Genomic DNA, 16,631 nt, shown 5'->3' on the forward strand with positions numbered 1-16,631 from the left:
CGGCACCGGAGTGCCAAAACCCAACCCACGTCTGTCTGACAGGCCCGTGTTCGGTTGGTTCCATCTTTTTTCACCCCGGAGTTGTAACAAATGACGCGGTGCAGCGAACCCGCCCAGGCTGGCCTGGATGGCGTAAAAACTGACTGGTTCAATTTTGATACTAATCAGTTCAATTTGTCTACTGATAAGTATTGCTGGCGATGGGGCGAAAAAAAGCCGGGCGGACCCGGCTGCGGCAGCGCTTCGGAGTGCTCAGGCCGGCTTGCTGGCCTTCAGCGAGGCGAGCTGCGCCTCCTGCTCGGCCACGCGGTCGGCCGTGACGCGCTGCGCGCTGGGCCGCTGGCCGACCAACTGCACATAGGCCTTCCAGTTGACGCCACCCGCGGCCAGCAGGTCTTCGCCCAGCACCAGCTTGGTGGACAGCGCCACCAGCGGCAGCGAGACAAAGGCCGCGCAGTCTGCCGTGGTGAACTGCTCGCCAGCCACGTAAGGCGCGAACTTCGCCAGGCGCTGGAAGGCCGCGATGTTGCGCACCAGCAGCTTGCGCAGCCGTGCCTGGTTGCCTTCGCTGACGGTGCCACCGAAAAACGCCTGCGGGTACAGCTCACGCGCCACCAGTTCCAGGTGCAGGTCGATGAAGGTCGTCAGCTCGCGCACCTTGGCCTGGCCCCAGGCATCGGTCGGCGCGAGGGCTGGCTGAGGGTAGGTGGCTTCGAGGTACTCGACGATGGTCTGGCTCTCGCAGAGGTTGCCCTGCGCGGTGCGGATGAACGGCACCTTGCCCAGCGGTGAGCAGCTCAGCACGTCTTCGCCCTTGGCGCCCATGACCCGTTCCTCCACGAACGGGATCTGCTTTTCCAGCAGCACCATCTTGACCTTGTTGTAGTAGTTCGAAAGCGCGAAACCGCAGAGCGTGATCATGGTGTGTCTCCTGATGTTGTGGGGCGAAAGCGCCAGTCTAGTCAGCCCGCGGGGTGGACCCTGGCGCCTGCGCGACAACCCGCAGCGGCGCGGGCCGGCTGACCAGCGCCGTGCCCAGCACCACCGCAGCCAGTGCCACCAGCAGCCGCACGGTCAGCGGCTCGTCCAGCAGCCACACGCCGGCCAGCAGGCCGAACACCGGCGTCAAGAGCGTGAAGGCGGAGATGCGCGTGGCCGGGTAGTGCCGCACCAGCCAGAACCACAGCAGGTAGCTGGCGAAGGTGATGATCACGGTCTGGAATGCCAGCGCGGCCCAGGTCACCCCGCGCAGCGGCCCGGCCGGCCAGGCTTCGCCGCTGAACCAGGCTGCCGCGCCCAGCGCCACGCTGGAGACCAGCAGCTGGCACATCAGCGTCTGCTCCGGCGGCGCCTGCGACAGCGACGAGCCGCGGATGGTCAGCGTGGTGCCTGCCCACAACGCGGCGGCCACGACGCCCAGCGAGTCGCCCAGCCATTGGCGCGGGCCGGCGGCGGCGGCGCCCCAGCCTTCGGCAAAAGCCCAGACCACGCCGGCAAAGGCGACGATGAGGCCGCCGAACTGCAGCGCGCCCAGGCGCTCGCCCGGTGCCACCAGCGGCATGGCCAGCGCGACGATGAACGGCGCGAGGTAGACGAACACGACCATGCGCGAGGCGCTGGTGTACTGCAGGCCGACGAACATGCAGCCGAACTCGGCCGCGAACAGCAGGCCGGCCAGCAGCCCCGGCGCCCACGTGCCGCGCGCCAGCTTCAGCGGCAACCCGCGCAAGCTGGCCCACAGTCCGAGCAGCACAGCGGCGCCCAGCGAACGCCCTGCGGCCTGCAGCAGCGGCGGCACTTCCTGCAGCGCGAGCTTGGTGGCCGTCTGGTTCACACCCCACAGCAGCGCGCAGCCCACCAGGCAGGCCACGGCCAGCGCGTCGAGCTGGGTCTTGCGATCGGTCATTCGAACAGTCCTGAAACGGGAAAGGGCGGCCGGGGCCGTTGGCTCAGGCGGGGCGCGCAGTGTCGCGCCGCGTCAGCAGCAGGCCGCACAACAGGCCGGCCAGCGCGCCGCTGAGGTGCGCCGCAGGTGCCAGTGCGAAATCCCAACCCGGCACTTGGCGCAGAGGCCCGGCCCAGGGCTGCTCGGTGGCGATCTTCAGCAGCAACCCGCCGGCGATCAGCCCACCCAGCCAGCGCTCACGGCCGGGCCGCCGCAGCAACTGCACTGCCAGCACCGCCAGGCCGGCATGCAGCACGCCAGACAGCCCGCCGTAGTGCGCCAGTGCCGGCTGCAGCAGCAGGCCCAGCTGGGTCACGGGCCAGGCCAGCGCCCAAGCCGCGCTGGCGCGCCAGCCCAGTGCGGCGCGCCAGCCCAGCCAGGCCAGCAGCACGGCGCCCGCCAAGTTCATCTGCAGGTGGTGGGCGCTCCAGTGCACCGCGGCGGCGCTCCACCAGCGCCAGGGCTGTTGCCAGGCGAGGGCGGGTTGCCAGTCCCAGCGTTCGGTGGGCTGGGACTGCAGCAGCAGTGCCGCCAATGCCAGCAGCAGTGCCAGCACGGGCCAAGCGGCGCGGGTCAGCCGCGAGTGACTCAAGCCTCGAACACCGCGTGCCACAGCGCCAGCACCGCGTCGCGTTCGCTGGCCAGGGTCTCGGGGTCGAATTGCGTGGGCTGTTCGTCGAGGCGGGCCCGATGCTGGGCGCGGCGCAGCTCGCGGTAGGCATTCGCCGCTGCGCTGCCCACGCCGGCCGGCAGCAGGCCGGCCGTCTCGGCGCGCTGCAGCAGCGCGATGTTGCCGGCGTTGTCCAGCAGCGTGGGGTGGCTGCCGCTTTGCGACAGCACCAGGTACTGCACAGCGAATTCGGCGTCCATCATGCCGCCGGGGCTGTGCTTGACGTCGAACAGCCCGCTTTTCACCGGCACCGCGGCGCGCACCTTTTCGCGCATGGTCCGCACCTCGTCCTTCAGCGCCTGCGCTTCGCGCGGCGCGCTGATGACCACGCGCCGCGTGGCCTCGAAGCGCTCGCCCAAATGCGGGGTGCCGGCGCAGAAGCGGGCGCGGGTGATGGCCTGGTGCTCCCAGGTCCACGCGGTGTTGCCGCCGCGGCCGCGCTGGTACTTGTCGAAGGAGTTGATCGAGCTGACGAGCAGGCCGGAGCCGCCGTTGGGCCGCAGCGCGGTGTCGATCTCGAACAGCTCGCCGGCGGCGGTGCGCAGTGTCAGCCAGCTGATCAGCTTGCGCACAAAGCTGGCGTAGACCTCCTGCGCCAGGTCCGGGTCGGCCTCGTCGGCGTCGTCGTAGACAAACACCACGTCCAGGTCGCTGCCGTAGCCCAGTTCCAGCCCGCCCAGCTTGCCGTAGGCGATGACGGCGAATTGCGGTGTGTCGCGGTGGCGTTGCTTCAAATGCTGCCAGGCCCAGCGCAGCGTGCAGTCCAGCATCGCGTCGGCCAGCGCCGAGAGGTCGTCGGCCACCTGTTCGACGGTGATGCGCTGCTCGACGTCGCGCACCAGCGTGCGGAAGACCTCGGCATGGTGGGCGCGGCGCAATGTGTCCAGCAGCGCGCCTTCGTCGGCCTCGCCGGAACGCTGCCAGGCGGCGTGGCGCTCGTCCAGGTCGGCGACGAAGGCCGCGCGGTCGAAGCGCTCGGCCATCTGGCGCTCGTCGGCCAGCTCGTCGATCACGCCGGGATGCAGCATCAAATAGCGCATCGGCCAGCGCGCCAGCCCCAGCAGCTTCAGCAGCCGCTGCTGCACGCCGGGCCGCTCGACCAGCAGCGCCAGGTAGCTTTCGCGCCGCAGCAGTGGCTCGATCCAGTCGACAAAGCGCTGCGCTGCCGCCAGGCTGCAATGGCCTTGGGCCACCGCGCCGGCCGCGCGCAGCATCAGCTTGCCCAGGCGCAGCTTGCTGTCCTCGCGCAAGGCCTTCACGCGCGGGCTGGCGATCAGGGTGCGCACCCGCTCGGCCAGGCCTTCGGGCAGCTTGGCCATCAGTTGCTCGCTGTCCAGCGGCAGCGGCGCACCGCAACTGCCGGCCTTGCAGCCGCCGCGACCGGGCGCCTGGCCGTCGTGCAGCAGGGTGTCGAATTCGGTGGCCACCAGCTCGCGCACCTCGCAGAGCTTGTCGGTCAGCGGGCAGGTGTAGGGGCCGCAACTCATGGCCAGGCTGGCGGCGATCCAGCCCAGGTCGGCGTCGGCGGTCGGCAGCACATGCGTCTGCTGGTCGTCCAGGTACTGGATGCGGTGCTCGACCTGGCGCAGGAAGCTGTAGGCATCGGCCAGTTTCTGCGCCGTGTCGACCTTCATCAGCCCGCCGGCGGCCAGCTTGTCCAGCGCCTTCAAGGTGGAGCGGGTGCGGATCTCGGGGAACTGCCCGCCGCGCACCACCAGCAGCAGCTGCACGATGAACTCGATCTCGCGGATGCCGCCGCGTGAGAGCTTCACGTCATTGGCGCGCTCAGGCCGGCCGGCGGCGCGGCGCTGGGCCTCCTCGCGGATGCGCCGGTGCAGCTGGCGCAGGCCCTCGAACACGCCGTAGTCCAGGTACTTGCGGTAGACAAACGGCGTGACCAGCGCGCGCAGCTGCAGCGCGCGGCCGCTGCTGACCGCCTCGCGCGGCGCGACCACGCGGCTCTTCAGCCACGCGAACCGCTCCCACTCGCGGCCCTGGACCAGGAAATACTCCTCCAGCATCGCCAGGCTCACCACCGGCGGGCCGGAGTTGCCATTGGGCCGCAGCGCCAGGTCGACGCGGAAGACAAAGCCATCGTCGGTCACGTCGCCGATCAGCGTGTAGAGCTGGCGCGCCACCGTGCTGAAGTATTCGTGCGCCGAGACCGGCTGCGGGCCGGCGGTCTGGCCGTCGTCTTCGTAGACGTAGATCAGGTCGATGTCCGACGAGACGTTCAGCTCGCGGGCCCCCAGCTTGCCCATGCCGACGATCCAGAAGTCGATCGCCTCACCGTTGGCGTCGCGCGGCGCGCCATGGCGTGCGTCGGTGTCCTGGCGGGCCTGGGCCAGCGCCAGGCCCAGCGTGACCTCGGCCAGCGCAGTCATCGCGTGGGTCACGGTGGCGAGCGGCGCGCGTTCCTCCACGTCCAGCACCGCCAGCCGTTCCAGCACCAGCTGGCGCGCCACGCGCATCGCACTGGCCAGGGACCGGCCCTCGGCCTGCAGCTGGGCGATGACGGCGGCGATGCTGGCGTGGTCGGGTCCGCCCGGCGGCAGCAGGCCCAATTCAGCGGCATGGCGGCGGCGCACACGCTGCACGAAGCGGCTGTGGTCGGCGAGCGCGGCCGCCGTGGCGGTCACAGGATGTAAGGAACCCATCGAGGCAGCAAAATGTCTGTGCTAGATTGCGCTGGAACTCAGGCGAGCGACAACGTTGCGGAGCGTCCGCCCTTCAGCCCGCCCATTTCCCGGCAGCCGAAGGCGGGGCGTCGTACGCCTGGACATCGATTCCATGCCGTTGATGCCGTCCGATTCTGAGCGAGGCCTGAAGCCTCGCCGTCACTTGCTCGTGTCCCTCTCACGCGGTGCCTTCCGTGCCGTGCTGCTGATGCTGATCGCGCTCTGGAGCTTATTGCTTCTTGGGTGGCTGATATTGCACTGGGGGATTCTGCCGCACATCGACGAATGGCGCCCCCAGCTGGAGGGGCATGCATCACGCTCGCTTGGTGTGCCGGTGCACATCGGTCGCATCGAGGTGCGCTCGCCCGGCTGGGTGCCGGTGCTTTCGCTGCATGACGTGCAGCTGTCCGACCCTTCCGGCCGGCCGGCGCTGACGCTGCCGCTGGTCTCGGCCGCCGTGTCGCCACGTTCGCTGCTGGTGTTTTCGCTGCGCTTCTCCCAGCTTTACATCGAAGGCGCACAACTGGAAGTGCGGCGGGACCGCGCCGGCCAGCTGCACGTCGGCGGGCTCGCCTTCAACAGCGGCGCTGACGGGGCCGACGGCCAGGCCAGCAACTGGTTCTTCGAGCAGCCCGAGTTCGTGGTGCGCCACGGCCAGCTGCGCTGGGTCGACGAACTGCGAAACGCGCCGCCGCTGGCGCTGGACGACGTGGACATCGTCGTTCGCAACAGCCTGCGCCATCACGACCTGCGGCTGGACGCCACGCCACCGGCCGGCTGGGGCCAGCGCTTCAGCGCCCGCGGCCGCTTCACCCAGCCGCTGCTGGCCGCGGCTGGCGACTGGCAGCGCTGGACCGGCACGCTGCACGCGGCGCTGCCCTATGTCGACGTGGCCCGCCTGCATCAGCATGTGCAGTTGCCGTTTGACCTGCTGGCCGGCCAGGGCGGCTTGCGCGCCTGGCTGGACCTGGCGCAAGGCCAGTGGCGCGCCGCCACGCTGGACATGGCGCTGGAAACGCTGCAGCTGAGGTTGGGCCGTGAGCTCGCGCCGCTGGCCTTGCGCAGCGTCAGCGGCCGGCTGCAGGCCGAGCGCGAGCCGGACCGCGTGCGGCTGGATGCCCGCGAGCTGGCTTTTTCGACCGAAGACGGCGTGGCCTGGCCGGCCAGCCGGTTGGCCTTGAGCTGGCTGCAGCAGCAGGAGCTGGTGAGCAGCACAGCCGAACCCCGGGCGCCTCGTGTGCTGCTGGCCGCCGCCGCGGCGTCCGAAGTCCCGCCCGAAGCGCCCACCGCCACGCCGCAGCCGGCCGCTTCCGTTCCCGCTTCTGCCGGCTCGGCCATCCCCTTCGCCACGGCCAACGCCGCGCCCATCACCGGCGGTGAATTCAGCGCCGACCGGCTGGACCTGGCCTTGCTCGCGCGCATTGCCAGCCGCCTGCCGCTGCCGGCCACGCTGCTGCGCACGCTGCAGGACAGTGCGCCGCAAGGCCTGGTGCAAGGCCTGCAGGCGAGCTGGAGCGGCCCGCCGCAGGCGCCGCAGCATTACCGCTTCAAGGGCCGGCTGCGCGGCAGTTCGCTGTCGGCCCAGTCGCCCGAGGCCGGCCACGGCCCGGGCCGGCCGGGTTGGCGTGGCGCCGACCTGGACCTGGAGGCCAACGAGACCGGCGGGGAAGGCCGGCTCAGCGTGACCGATGGCGCGCTGGAGCTGCCCGGCGTTTTCGAGGATCCACTGGTGCCGCTGGTGCGCTTCCAGGCCAAGCTGGTCTGGCAGCTGCAGCCGCGCCCCGGCCTGTTGCCGGCCATCCAGCTGCTGGTGCAGGACGGCCATTTCGCCAACGATGACGGGCAGGGTGAGGTGTCCGCCCGCTGGCAGACCGGCGAAGGCCTGGCCGGCGCGGCTGGCGAGCCGGCCGGCAGCGTGGCCGACCATGGCGCCGGTGCCCGTTTCCCCGGCCGGCTGGAACTCAGCGGCCATGCCACGCAGCTGAAGGCCGCGCGGGTGGCGCGCTACCTGCCGCTGGGCGTGGGCCCCAGCGCGCGGCAGTATGTGTCCGGCGCGGTGTTGGGCGGGGACATTTCGCAGCTGAACTTCAAGCTGCGCGGCGACCTGTGGCACTTCCCTTTCCCCAAGGCCGCCGAGGGTGAGTTCCACATTGCCGCCAAGGTGCAGAACCTGGACTTCGCCTACGTGCCGGCCGAGCCCGGCGCGGCGCCCGCCTGGCCGGCCTTCAGCCAGCTCAGTGGCGACCTGGTGTTCGACCGCGTCAGCATGCAGATCCGCAATGCCCAGGCCAGGCTCTGGGGGCTGGCGCTGACCAACGTCAATGGCGACATCCGTGACCTGATGGTCAAGCCGGCGCTGAGCATCGACGGCACGGTGCGCGGCCCGCTGGCCGACGGGCTGCGCTACGTCGCCGCGTCGCCGGTCGACAGGCTGATCGGCGGTGCGCTGCACGACACCACCGGCAGCGGCCCGATGACGCTGCAACTGGGGCTGGTCATTCCGTTCGACGACGTCGACAGCACCAGCGTCAAGGGCCAGGTGCAGCTGGCTGGCAACGAGATCCGGTTGCGGCCGGACCTGCCGGTGTTCGCCAACACCCAGGGCCGGGTCGACTTCAGCCAGCACGGCTTCAGCGTCAGCGGCGGCGCGGCGCGGCTGGTGGGCGGCGACGCCACGTTCGAAGGCAGCATGGGGCCGGACGGCATCGTGCGCTTCCAGGGCCAGGGCATGGCCACTGCCGAAGGGCTGCGCCGCGCCACCGAGCTGGGCTGGGTCGCCAAGCTGGGCACCCAGCTCAGCGGCCAGGCGCCCTACAAGCTGCAGCTGGGCGTGGTGCACGGCCAGACCGAGCTGCAGATCACCAGTCCGTTGACCGGCATGGCCAGCGCATTGCCGGCGCCGCTGGGCAAGGCGGCCGAAACGACACTGCCGCTGCGCTACCAGACCACGCTGGGCCCTTCGGCGCCAGCTGCTGGCGGCGCTGCGGCGATCACGCGCGACACCTTGCGCATCGAGCTGGGCAACCTGCTGCAGGCCGAATACCAGCGCGACATTTCGCAGCCCTCGCCGGTGGTGCTGCGCGGTGCGCTGGCGGTGGGCGACACCCTGCCCACGCTGACGCCCGGTACGGTGCAGGCGCTGCTGAAGCTGGGCACGGTGGACGTGGATGCCTGGCGCCAGCTCGGGGCCCAACTGTCAGGCCCGTCCACGGGCGATGCACCGGGCGCCAGTGCGCATTCCTCCTATGAGCCGACCGACATCAGCCTGCGCGCCCAATCGCTGGCCATGGGCGGACGGAAGCTGACCCGGCTGACCGCGCAGGCCCAGCGCCGCGCCGGGGCCGATGGCGAACACTGGCGCGCCAACCTGCAGGCCGACCAGCTGCAGGGCCAGATCGACTACCGCCCGCAGGCCGGCGAGCGGGCCGGCCTGGTGCACGCACGCTTCGCGCGGCTGGCGCTGCCGCAGTCCGAGGCCGATGCGGTGGACGAGATCCTCGACGATCCGGGTGACCACCCGCCGGCGCTGGACATCGTCATCGACGATTTCGAGCTGGCCGGCAAGAAGCTCGGCAAGCTGGAGGTGGACGCGGCCTACAAGGGGGCCGACTGGCGGCTGGCCAAGCTGAACCTGACGTCGCCCGAGGCCAGGCTCGTGGGCAGCGGCCAGTGGTCGCCCGGCCCACGCCGGCGCATGGCGCTGGACTTCCGGCTGGACCTGAGCGACAGCGGCGGCCTGCTGGAGCGCATGGGCATGGGCCGGGTGCTGCGCGGCGGCAAGGGTCACATCCAGGGCCAGCTGGCGTGGACCGGCTCGCCGCTCACACCGGAATGGGCCGAGATGACGGGCCAGATGCAGCTGGCGCTGGACAGCGGGCAGTTCCTGAAGGTCGACGCCGGTGCCGGCCGGCTGCTGGGCGTGCTCAGCCTGCAGACGCTGCCTCGCCGGCTGCTGCTGGATTTCCGCGATGTGTTCCAGGAAGGTTTTGCCTTCGACAACGCCAGCGCCGACATCGGCCTGGTCGACGGCGTGGCGCGTACCAACAACCTGCGCATCCGCAGCGCGCAGGCGGTGGTGCTGATGGAAGGCAGCGCCAACATGCGCCAGGAAACGCAGAACCTGCGCGTGGTCGTGGTGCCCGAGATCAATGCCGGTACCGCCTCGCTGGCCTACGCCGCGATCAACCCGGTGATCGGCCTGGGCACCTTCCTGGCCCAGTGGTTCCTGCGCAAGCCCTTGATGCAGGCCAGCACGCGCGAATTCCAGGTCACCGGCCCCTGGGACAAGCCCAATGTCGTGCCGGTCGAGCGCAAGGCCAACGAGCCGCTGCCGGACCTGGACGCACCACCGCTGGCGACATCTGCGGCCTCCGCAGCATCGGCCCCCACCGCGCCCTGAATCCGCTGCGGCGGTATGCTGCACGGCATGAAGATCGCCGCCCTGCAAATGGTCGCCACGCCCAACGTGGACCGCAATCTCGCCGCCGCCGCCGAGCTGGTCGCCCAGGCCGCCGCGCAAGGCGCCCGGCTCGCCGCGCTGCCCGAATATTTCTGCCTGATGGGCCGGCGCGACGATGACAAGCTGGCCATCGCCGAGGCCGACGGCCACGGCCCGATCCAGGACGCACTGGCCGCGATGGCGCGTGAACACGGCCTGTGGCTGGTGGGCGGCACGCTGCCCATCCAGGGCACCCAGCCGGGCCGCGTGCGCAACGCCTGCTGTGTCTGGAGCCCGGATGGCCAGCGCGTCACCCGCTACGACAAGATCCACCTGTTCTCGTTCGACAACGGCAAGGAGCGCTACGACGAAGCACGGGTGCTGGAGCCTGGCGACACGCCCACCACCTTCGACGCGAAATTGGACGGAGTGGGCCTGCGCGTGGGCCTGTCCATCTGCTACGACCTGCGCTTCCCCGAACTCTTCCGCGCGATGATGCAGCCGGCCTGCGACCTGATCGTCGTGCCCGCCGCCTTCACCTACACCACAGGCCGCGACCACTGGGAGCTGCTGCTGCGCGCCCGCGCGGTCGAGAACCAGTGCTACGTGCTGGCCAGCGCGCAAGGCGGCGAGCACGAAAACGGCCGCCGCACCTGGGGCCGCAGCATGGTCATCGACCCCTGGGGCGAAGTGTTGTCCGTCGTCGAGGAAGGCCCCGGCATCGCCATCGCCGACTTCGCACAGACCCGGCGCGACGCCGTCCGCATGCAACTGCCGGCGCTGGCGCATCGCAAGCTGTGATTGGCAGGTTGGCAAACAGCTGCCCCATGATCCCCACCGAAATGGATGGCAGCGACCAACAGATGCAGCGCTACTACGCGGCGCGTGCGCCCGAGTACGACCTTGTCTATCAAAAGCCGGAGCGGCAGGCCGACATTGCCCTGCTGCAGGCCGAGCTGCCGAAGCGCGTCGAAGGCTTGCGGGTGCTGGAGGTGGCGTGTGGCACCGGGTTCTGGACCCAGTTCATCGCGCCGGCAGCAAAGCATGTGCTGGCGCTGGATGCGTCGCCCGAGACGATGGCGATTGCGCAGCAGCGCGTGGCGCCGGGCCGGGTCACGTTCCGCGAGGGCGATGCCTATGCGCTGCCCGAAGACTGGCGCGGGCTGGACGCGGCGTTTGCGGGCTTCTGGTTTTCGCATGTGCCCATCGCCCGCCGACGCGAGTTCCTGCAAGGCCTGCATCGCTGCCTCGCGCCGGGCGCGCGGGTGCTGCTGATCGACAACCGCTTCGTTGCCGGCAGCAACCATGCGATCAGCGAAACCGATGCCGAGGGCAACACTTTCCAGGCGCGTCAGCTGGCGGACGGCAGCACCCACCGTGTGCTGAAGAACTTCCCGCGCCGGGACGAACTGGTCGCACTGATCGAGGGCATGGGCACCCCCCTGCCGAATCCAGCGGTGCTGGCCGGGTTGACCTGCTACTGGTGCTTCGAGTACCAACTGCCGGGCTGAGCAACGGCCCCGTTCAGGCGTCGTCTTCCGTCAGCTGGGCGATGAAGTTGCGGGCCACGCGTTCGGCGCTCTGCACCGCGTCCAGCTCGCTGGGGGCTTCGACCCAGCTGCCGACCACGTCGGCCACGGCGCCGGGTTCGGTGTCGAAGTCCGAACCGGGCGCCGGCTTGTGGTCGAAGACCTTGGCGAAGCCTTGCCAGCCACCGTGCCGGTACTCAGCCCGAGCGGCGACGTAGTGGCCCGCGTAGGGGCCGGTGATGCGGCGGATCGGCATGGCCGTAGCCTAAGGCATCAGGTTGCCTGATGGGCTTGGAAATGACACGCTGAAACGCCTTGTGGCGTCAGCGCGTCTTTTCCAGCCTGGCTCAATGGCCGATGAGCGATTCCAGCTCGGCGAAGCTGCGGGCGTGCAGGTCGCTGCGCAGGTCCATGCCGAGTGCGGTTTCGAGGCGGCGGGCCGAGAAGATGCCGTGCAGCACCGGGCGCGGCGTGCCGGGGTCGACCACCAGCAGGTAGCGCAGGCCGTGCTCGCGCAGCGTCGAGACAATGTCGCCGACGCGGGCGTGCGCCAGCTGCTTGGAGCTCAGCACGCGCCATTCGGAGACCGGCGTCATCAGCTGTTCCAGCGTCAGTTCGTCGAAGCGAACATGGTCGGCCTGGGCGCGCTGCATCGGGCGCTCGCCCTGCAGGTCGTCGGTGGTGATCATGCCTACCACCTGCTCGTCGACACCGGTCACGAAGGCCATGTGCACATGGGCCCGCACCATTGTGTGGATGGTGGCGTCCAGGCCGTCGAGGTGGTCGGCCATCACGCAGGGGGCGTGGCTGAGGTCGGTCAGCAGGCTGAGCGCGGGATCGGTCAGCTTGGCGGTGGTGAAACCTTCGTCGCGCAGCGGGGGGGCGCTGACGATGGACAGGGGCAGGGCGTGGAATCCGGTCAGAGCAGCCATGGGGCCCTCCAGTCAATGTTGTCGCTTACAGCGGTATTGCTGCAGTGCGACAGATTCTGAAACCGGGCCCGTATGGATTGCATATGGAAGCTGGACCGAAGCTGTCGGCAGGCCGTCGGGTGGGCGGCCTGGCCCGTCTTCAGGCGACGCGACGCAGGCGCGCGGGGCCTGCCGCGGCGCTGCCCAGCGTGCCGCCGAACAAGTCCTTCGGGTCGTCCAGCCGAGGCACCAGGTCGATCTGGCGCGTGCCATGCAGGCCGCTGCTGAGCAACTGGTGCAGGAAGCGCAGGGCCGAGAAGTCTTCCAGCGCAAAGCCGACCGAATCAAAGATCGTCACTTCGGCAGCGCTTCGCCGCGCCGTCTGGCCGCTGGCGACCACGTCGGCGAACTCGGTCACTGCGAAGTCGGCCGGCAATTGCTGGATTTCGCCTTCGATGCGGGACTGCGGCTCGTATTCGACGATCACGCGCGCATCGGGCCGCAACAGGATCTCACGCGCCAGCTCGGTCTTGCCTGGACAGTCGCCGCCCACGGCGTTCAGGTGCATGCCCGGCTCGATCATGTCCTGGGTCAGGATCACCGCGTTGCGCTTGTCGGCCGTCACGGTGGTGACGATGTCGGCGCCGCGCACCGCCTCGGCCACGTTGGCCGCGCGCACCAGGCGCAGGCCAGCCAGTTCGGGCAGCGAGCGCAGGTTCTGTTCGAGCTTGGCGCTGGCCAGCGGGTCCACGTCGTACAGCCGCAGCTCGCGAATGCCCAGCATGCGGTGGAAGGCCAGGGCCTGGAATTCGCTCTGCGCGCCGTTGCCGATCAGTGCCATCACGCGGCTGTCCGGGCGTGCCATCCACTTGGCCGCCAGCGCCGACATCGCCGCAGTGCGCAGCGCGGTGGTCACGGTCAGCTCCGACAGCAGCAGCGGGTAGCCGGTGGCCACGTCGGCCAGCACGCCAAAGGCGGTCACGGTGAGCAGGCCTTCTGCCGTGTTCTTCGGGTGGCCGTTGACGTACTTGAAGGCGTAGAGCTGGCCGTCGCTGGCCGGCATCAGCTCGATCACGCCAACCGAGGAATGGCTGGCCACGCGGGCCGACTTCTCGAACTGCGCCCAGCGCCGGTAGTCGGTTTCGATCTCGCCGGCCAGTTGCTCGATGAAGGCGGCTGCGCCGATGGACCGCACCAATTGCTGGATGTCGGCCACGCCGATGTAGTTGACCATGATGTCTCTCTGCCTTGTCTCGGTTGCTTTGCCGGCTCGAGAAGCGGGCAGGCCGCACATCGCGCGCAGCGCCCGGACGCGCACGATGGGCGCGTCAGTGGCCTCGCAGCGCGGGGCATGCGGGCCGGCCGGTGGCGCGGGGAGCGCCGGGGTGCCCCGATTTTCGGCAGGCCGGCGGCCAACAAGAAGCAGGCATTGCGCCCACATCGTCTGGTCTTCGACGCACTTTGCCAAGCGGAAGTGGCAAATTGATCAATGCCGCTGGCCGGGTCGGTCTCAGGCGTCAGGCGTCAGGCAGTCACGGCGGCCGGGCGCGCAACCGGAGTTGCTTCAGTGCATCAGCGCATCGGCGCTGGCAGTGGCCAGGCGGTGATCGGGCAGGTGGGCCTCGACCCAGTTCAGGTCCAGGTTCACGTGGCTGATCAGCGCGGCCTGCGTGGTGCGCAGGCTTTCCAGCGGGTCGAGCTGGGTTTCCGCGGCGTCGCAGACCACGCTGGCCAGGCGCAGCACCGCGCCCAGGCGGCAGAACGGGCGGGCGGCCATCGGGTCGGCAGCGGCGCCGAAGGCGGCGACCAGTGTTTGCGGGAAGTGCCAGTGGCGGGCCAGTTCGGCGCTGACCTGCGGATGGCTGCAGCCCAGCAGCGTGGCCTCGAAGCCGATGCGGCTGTCTGGTGCGCGCGCATGGCGCGTCACTTCAGCCATTGCCGCCGGCTCGGCCATGGTCATCAGGATCTGACCGGTGCGCACCACCAGGCCGCCCAGGTAGGCGGTGTCGGGGTCGGCGTCCAGGGCCGGTGCCAGGGCTTGCGCATAGGCTGCCACGGCCAGCGTCGAGCGCCAGAAGCCGACGCGGTCGAAGCCGTCCATCTTCGGAAATGCGCCTGTCATGCAGGCCGACAGCGTCAGGTCGCGCAGCGTGCGCAGGCCCAGCGAGGCAGCGGCGTCGTTCAGCGTGCTGACCGTGTGCGAAGGCGAGTAGCGGGCCGAGTTGGCCAGCCGCAGCACCTTGGCTGCCAACGACTGGTCGCGTCCGATCAACTGGGACAACTCGCCCAGCGACAGGTCGTCGCGGTCGAAGGACTGCAGCAGCTTGCGCGCCACTTCCGGCATTGCCGGCAAGGTGGTGGCTTGCTGGACATAAAGATCGAAATGGGACAAGGCGGCCTCCGGCACGGAAAGGGACTCCGTTGCTTTCGGTCGCTGCGGGGCCAGGTTGATGCGCGCAACTCCCGATGCGGCGCGGTCGGCGTGTGAATCTGCACGAAGATCGCGGCCGCCATGAAAAACGCCGGGACAGGCCCGGCGCGCGTTGTGAGGGTGAGTGCCTGCTTCAGGCGGCTGCGGCGTTGCTGTCGCCCAGCAGCCCGCGGCGCGTGGCCGGCCGCACCTTCGGGCCCATCCAGATCTTCATCAGCATGCGGAAGAAGCTCTCGCCCTGCATCGCATCGCCGACCTTCTGGCCGTTGAGCGTCATCTCGGTCAGGTTGGTGGCGGGGTTGAAGTCCATCACCACGAAGTCGCCCCGCACCAGCTTGCTGCGGTTGCTGAAGGCCGAACCGAACTGGGCGATGGCGATGAAATTCGCCGCGATTTCCTCGCTGGCCGCGTTCTGCCGCAGCCGGTCCAGGAAGGTGTTGGACAGGTCCTTGGCCGAGACCTCGCGCATGCTGTAGAAGCACAGCCGCTTGGCGCCCGGCTCTGCCAGCGCGGCCTCGGGCGTGGTTTGCTTGTGCGGCAGGTACAGCGCGACCACGGTGGTGCGGACCGACAGGATCAGTGACACGGTCGCGCCGTTCAGCAACAAGGGCTTGCCGGCGACAGTGGCCGTGGGCTCGAACTTGAAGCCCTCGACCTCGACCGGCGTTACCGCGGCGCCCGCAGCGGCCGGTGCGTCAGCCGCATGGCCCACCATTGGCAAGCCAGCCAAACCGGCCAGCGCCAAGCCCATGCAATCCCTGCGCGTGAAAGTGCTCATGGCCCGAATCATGTCTGTTTTTGCACTGCGTCGCGACGGCATTCATCCGTCAACTTCATCGGGACGTGGCGTGTGTCACGGCAACAAGTGGCAACTTCAATACAAGCCGCGTCACAACCGCTGACGCAATGACACATCCCAAGGTATCTTCTCGCCCTTGCCTTTAAAACGCCACAGAGCTTTCCATATGCGCTATCAACCGGTGCGATCTGCATTCATCCTGACTTTGGCGGCCATCGGGTTGTCTGCGCAGGCCACGGAAAACCAGCAGCTGCGCGCGCTGCTCGGCGCACCCGGCCAGGAAATGACGCTGCCCCAGTTGCCGGGCGTGTACGGCCAAGTCTGGGCCCAGCACTATGAAGCGACAAAGTTCCGCAATGGCGATGGCGACGACCAGGTCACCGACCTGGGCAACGGCGTGTCCGCGGTGCGCGGCGGCAAGATCACCGCCAACGTCCTCGTGCCGCGCGTGACCTGGGTCAGCGAAGCCCACCTGGGTGACGGCCGGCTGGGCGTGTCCGTCACGCTGCCCATCATCGACCTGGATGTGCACACCACGGCCACCGGTCGTTTCCCGGCGGGCTTCCCCAGTTCGATGGCCAGCGCCATCCAGGCCCAGCTCAACGGCGTGGCCGCGGCCAATTCCGGCTCGCAGACAGGGCTGGGCGACACCGAGATCGCGCCGTTTGTCGATTTCCAGGACGACGAGTCGCGCCTGGTGTTGCTGGCCGCGCTGGTCGCGCCCACCGGCGACTACAAATCCAGCCGTGCCATCAACCCAGGCGCCGGCAAGTTCTGGACGATCCGGCCCGGCTTCCTGTACGGCCGCGCCTGGGAAAACGGCTTTGAATTCGGCACCCGCGTGACCTATTCGATCAACACCGAAAACACCGCGACCGATTACAAGTCCGGCCAGTATGTGCACGCCGACTACTCGCTGATGTACCGCGTCAACGACAGCTGGCGCGCCGGCCTGCAGGGCTACTTCCTGAAGCAGCTGACCAAGGACAAGGGCGACGGCGTGGCCTCTGATGGCAACAAGGCCCAGGTGGTTGCGGCAGGCCCGGCGGTGGGCTATTCGTCGGAAGACGGCCGCTGGGGCGCCGAGGTCAAGGTGCTGCCCGAATTCCTGGTGCGCAACAAGTCCGAAGGCACGACCAGCTGGCTGCGCCTCATGTTCCGGGTGGATTGACGACACCCGGCCTCAGGGGTACCTGAGTCCACCCTCCGAGAGGGTGCGCGGACCGCTTG

The 16,631-nt window shown here is 69.4% G+C and carries 13 protein-coding genes; 4 read left to right on the plus strand and 9 right to left on the minus strand.

From position 1 onward, the window contains the following. Window positions 1-252: 252 nt before the first annotated feature. From ACAH41_RS10640 to glnE, 4 genes are read right to left on the minus strand one after another with little or no spacing between them, the layout of a single operon-like run. Complete coding sequence (locus ACAH41_RS10640; protein WP_325656244.1) at window positions 253-921, minus strand: glutathione S-transferase; 669 nt, start codon at window positions 919-921, stop codon at window positions 253-255. 37 nt (window positions 922-958) lie between these two features. Further along, window positions 959-1,906, minus strand: coding sequence for a DMT family transporter (locus ACAH41_RS10645; protein WP_325656245.1), 948 nt, complete (start codon window positions 1,904-1,906; stop codon window positions 959-961). 43 nt (window positions 1,907-1,949) lie between these two features. After that, entirely contained in the window at window positions 1,950-2,501 is a 552-nt protein-coding gene (gene rrtA / locus ACAH41_RS10650; RefSeq protein ID WP_325656246.1) for a rhombosortase, read from the minus strand. A gap of 32 nt (window positions 2,502-2,533) precedes the next feature. Further along, window positions 2,534-5,272: a bifunctional [glutamate--ammonia ligase]-adenylyl-L-tyrosine phosphorylase/[glutamate--ammonia-ligase] adenylyltransferase gene (gene glnE, locus ACAH41_RS10655; protein WP_325656247.1), complete on the minus strand. Its 2,739-nt coding sequence runs from the start codon at window positions 5,270-5,272 to the stop codon at window positions 2,534-2,536. A gap of 190 nt (window positions 5,273-5,462) precedes the next feature. Between glnE and ACAH41_RS10660 the strand changes: the two genes are divergently transcribed. Genes ACAH41_RS10660 through ACAH41_RS10670 form a run of 3 tightly spaced genes read left to right on the plus strand, consistent with a single transcriptional unit; the run spans window position 5,463 to window position 11,242 of the window. Further along, window positions 5,463-9,692, plus strand: a complete 4,230-nt coding sequence (locus tag ACAH41_RS10660) for a YhdP family protein (RefSeq protein ID WP_325656249.1) — start codon at window positions 5,463-5,465, stop codon at window positions 9,690-9,692. A 27-nt stretch (window positions 9,693-9,719) separates the two neighbouring features. Beyond that, window positions 9,720-10,532, plus strand: coding sequence for a carbon-nitrogen hydrolase family protein (locus tag ACAH41_RS10665; protein WP_325656251.1), 813 nt, complete (start codon window positions 9,720-9,722; stop codon window positions 10,530-10,532). A gap of 26 nt (window positions 10,533-10,558) precedes the next feature. Beyond that, complete coding sequence (locus ACAH41_RS10670) at window positions 10,559-11,242, plus strand: methyltransferase domain-containing protein (protein WP_325656252.1); 684 nt, start codon at window positions 10,559-10,561, stop codon at window positions 11,240-11,242. Window positions 11,243-11,255: 13 nt separating this feature from the next. On the opposite strand, the gene ACAH41_RS10675 is transcribed toward ACAH41_RS10670, so the two are convergent. From ACAH41_RS10675 to ACAH41_RS10695, 5 genes are all read right to left on the minus strand, one after another. Continuing rightward, complete coding sequence (locus ACAH41_RS10675; RefSeq protein WP_325656253.1) at window positions 11,256-11,516, minus strand: hypothetical protein; 261 nt, start codon at window positions 11,514-11,516, stop codon at window positions 11,256-11,258. A gap of 91 nt (window positions 11,517-11,607) precedes the next feature. After that, a complete protein-coding gene (locus tag ACAH41_RS10680; protein ID WP_325656255.1) occupies window positions 11,608-12,192 on the minus strand; it encodes a hypothetical protein in 585 nt (194 codons plus the stop codon). A 139-nt stretch (window positions 12,193-12,331) separates the two neighbouring features. Then, a complete protein-coding gene (locus ACAH41_RS10685; protein WP_325656257.1) occupies window positions 12,332-13,405 on the minus strand; it encodes an ornithine cyclodeaminase in 1,074 nt (357 codons plus the stop codon). A 330-nt stretch (window positions 13,406-13,735) separates the two neighbouring features. Continuing rightward, on the minus strand, window positions 13,736-14,563 hold the full coding sequence (locus tag ACAH41_RS10690) for an HDOD domain-containing protein (protein ID WP_325656259.1): 828 nt from the start codon (window positions 14,561-14,563) through the stop codon (window positions 13,736-13,738). 172 nt (window positions 14,564-14,735) lie between these two features. Next, a complete protein-coding gene (locus ACAH41_RS10695) occupies window positions 14,736-15,380 on the minus strand; it encodes a chalcone isomerase family protein (RefSeq protein WP_325656261.1) in 645 nt (214 codons plus the stop codon). 187 nt (window positions 15,381-15,567) lie between these two features. Here ACAH41_RS10695 and ACAH41_RS10700 point away from each other — a divergent pair, with 187 nt between their 5' ends. After that, on the plus strand, window positions 15,568-16,572 hold the full coding sequence (locus tag ACAH41_RS10700) for a transporter (RefSeq protein WP_370538284.1): 1,005 nt from the start codon (window positions 15,568-15,570) through the stop codon (window positions 16,570-16,572). Window positions 16,573-16,631: the final 59 nt, after the last annotated feature.

This window comes from Ideonella sp. (assembly GCF_041287625.1).
GTDB lineage: Bacteria > Pseudomonadota > Gammaproteobacteria > Burkholderiales > Burkholderiaceae_C > Ideonella.

Coding starts and splice junctions, on each gene's coding strand:
- ACAH41_RS10675 (WP_325656253.1), bottom strand. CDS start 11,516: ATGCCGATCCGCCGCATCACCGGCCCCTACGCGGGCCACTACGTCGCC.
- ACAH41_RS10640 (WP_325656244.1), bottom strand. CDS start 921: ATGATCACGCTCTGCGGTTTCGCGCTTTCGAACTACTACAACAAGGTC.
- ACAH41_RS10700 (WP_370538284.1), top strand. CDS start 15,568: ATGCGCTATCAACCGGTGCGATCTGCATTCATCCTGACTTTGGCGGCC.
- ACAH41_RS10685 (WP_325656257.1), bottom strand. CDS start 13,405: ATGGTCAACTACATCGGCGTGGCCGACATCCAGCAATTGGTGCGGTCC.
- ACAH41_RS10670 (WP_325656252.1), top strand. CDS start 10,559: ATGATCCCCACCGAAATGGATGGCAGCGACCAACAGATGCAGCGCTAC.
- ACAH41_RS10680 (WP_325656255.1), bottom strand. CDS start 12,192: ATGGCTGCTCTGACCGGATTCCACGCCCTGCCCCTGTCCATCGTCAGC.
- ACAH41_RS10645 (WP_325656245.1), bottom strand. CDS start 1,906: ATGACCGATCGCAAGACCCAGCTCGACGCGCTGGCCGTGGCCTGCCTG.
- ACAH41_RS10695 (WP_325656261.1), bottom strand. CDS start 15,380: ATGAGCACTTTCACGCGCAGGGATTGCATGGGCTTGGCGCTGGCCGGT.
- glnE (WP_325656247.1), bottom strand. CDS start 5,272: ATGGGTTCCTTACATCCTGTGACCGCCACGGCGGCCGCGCTCGCCGAC.
- ACAH41_RS10665 (WP_325656251.1), top strand. CDS start 9,720: ATGAAGATCGCCGCCCTGCAAATGGTCGCCACGCCCAACGTGGACCGC.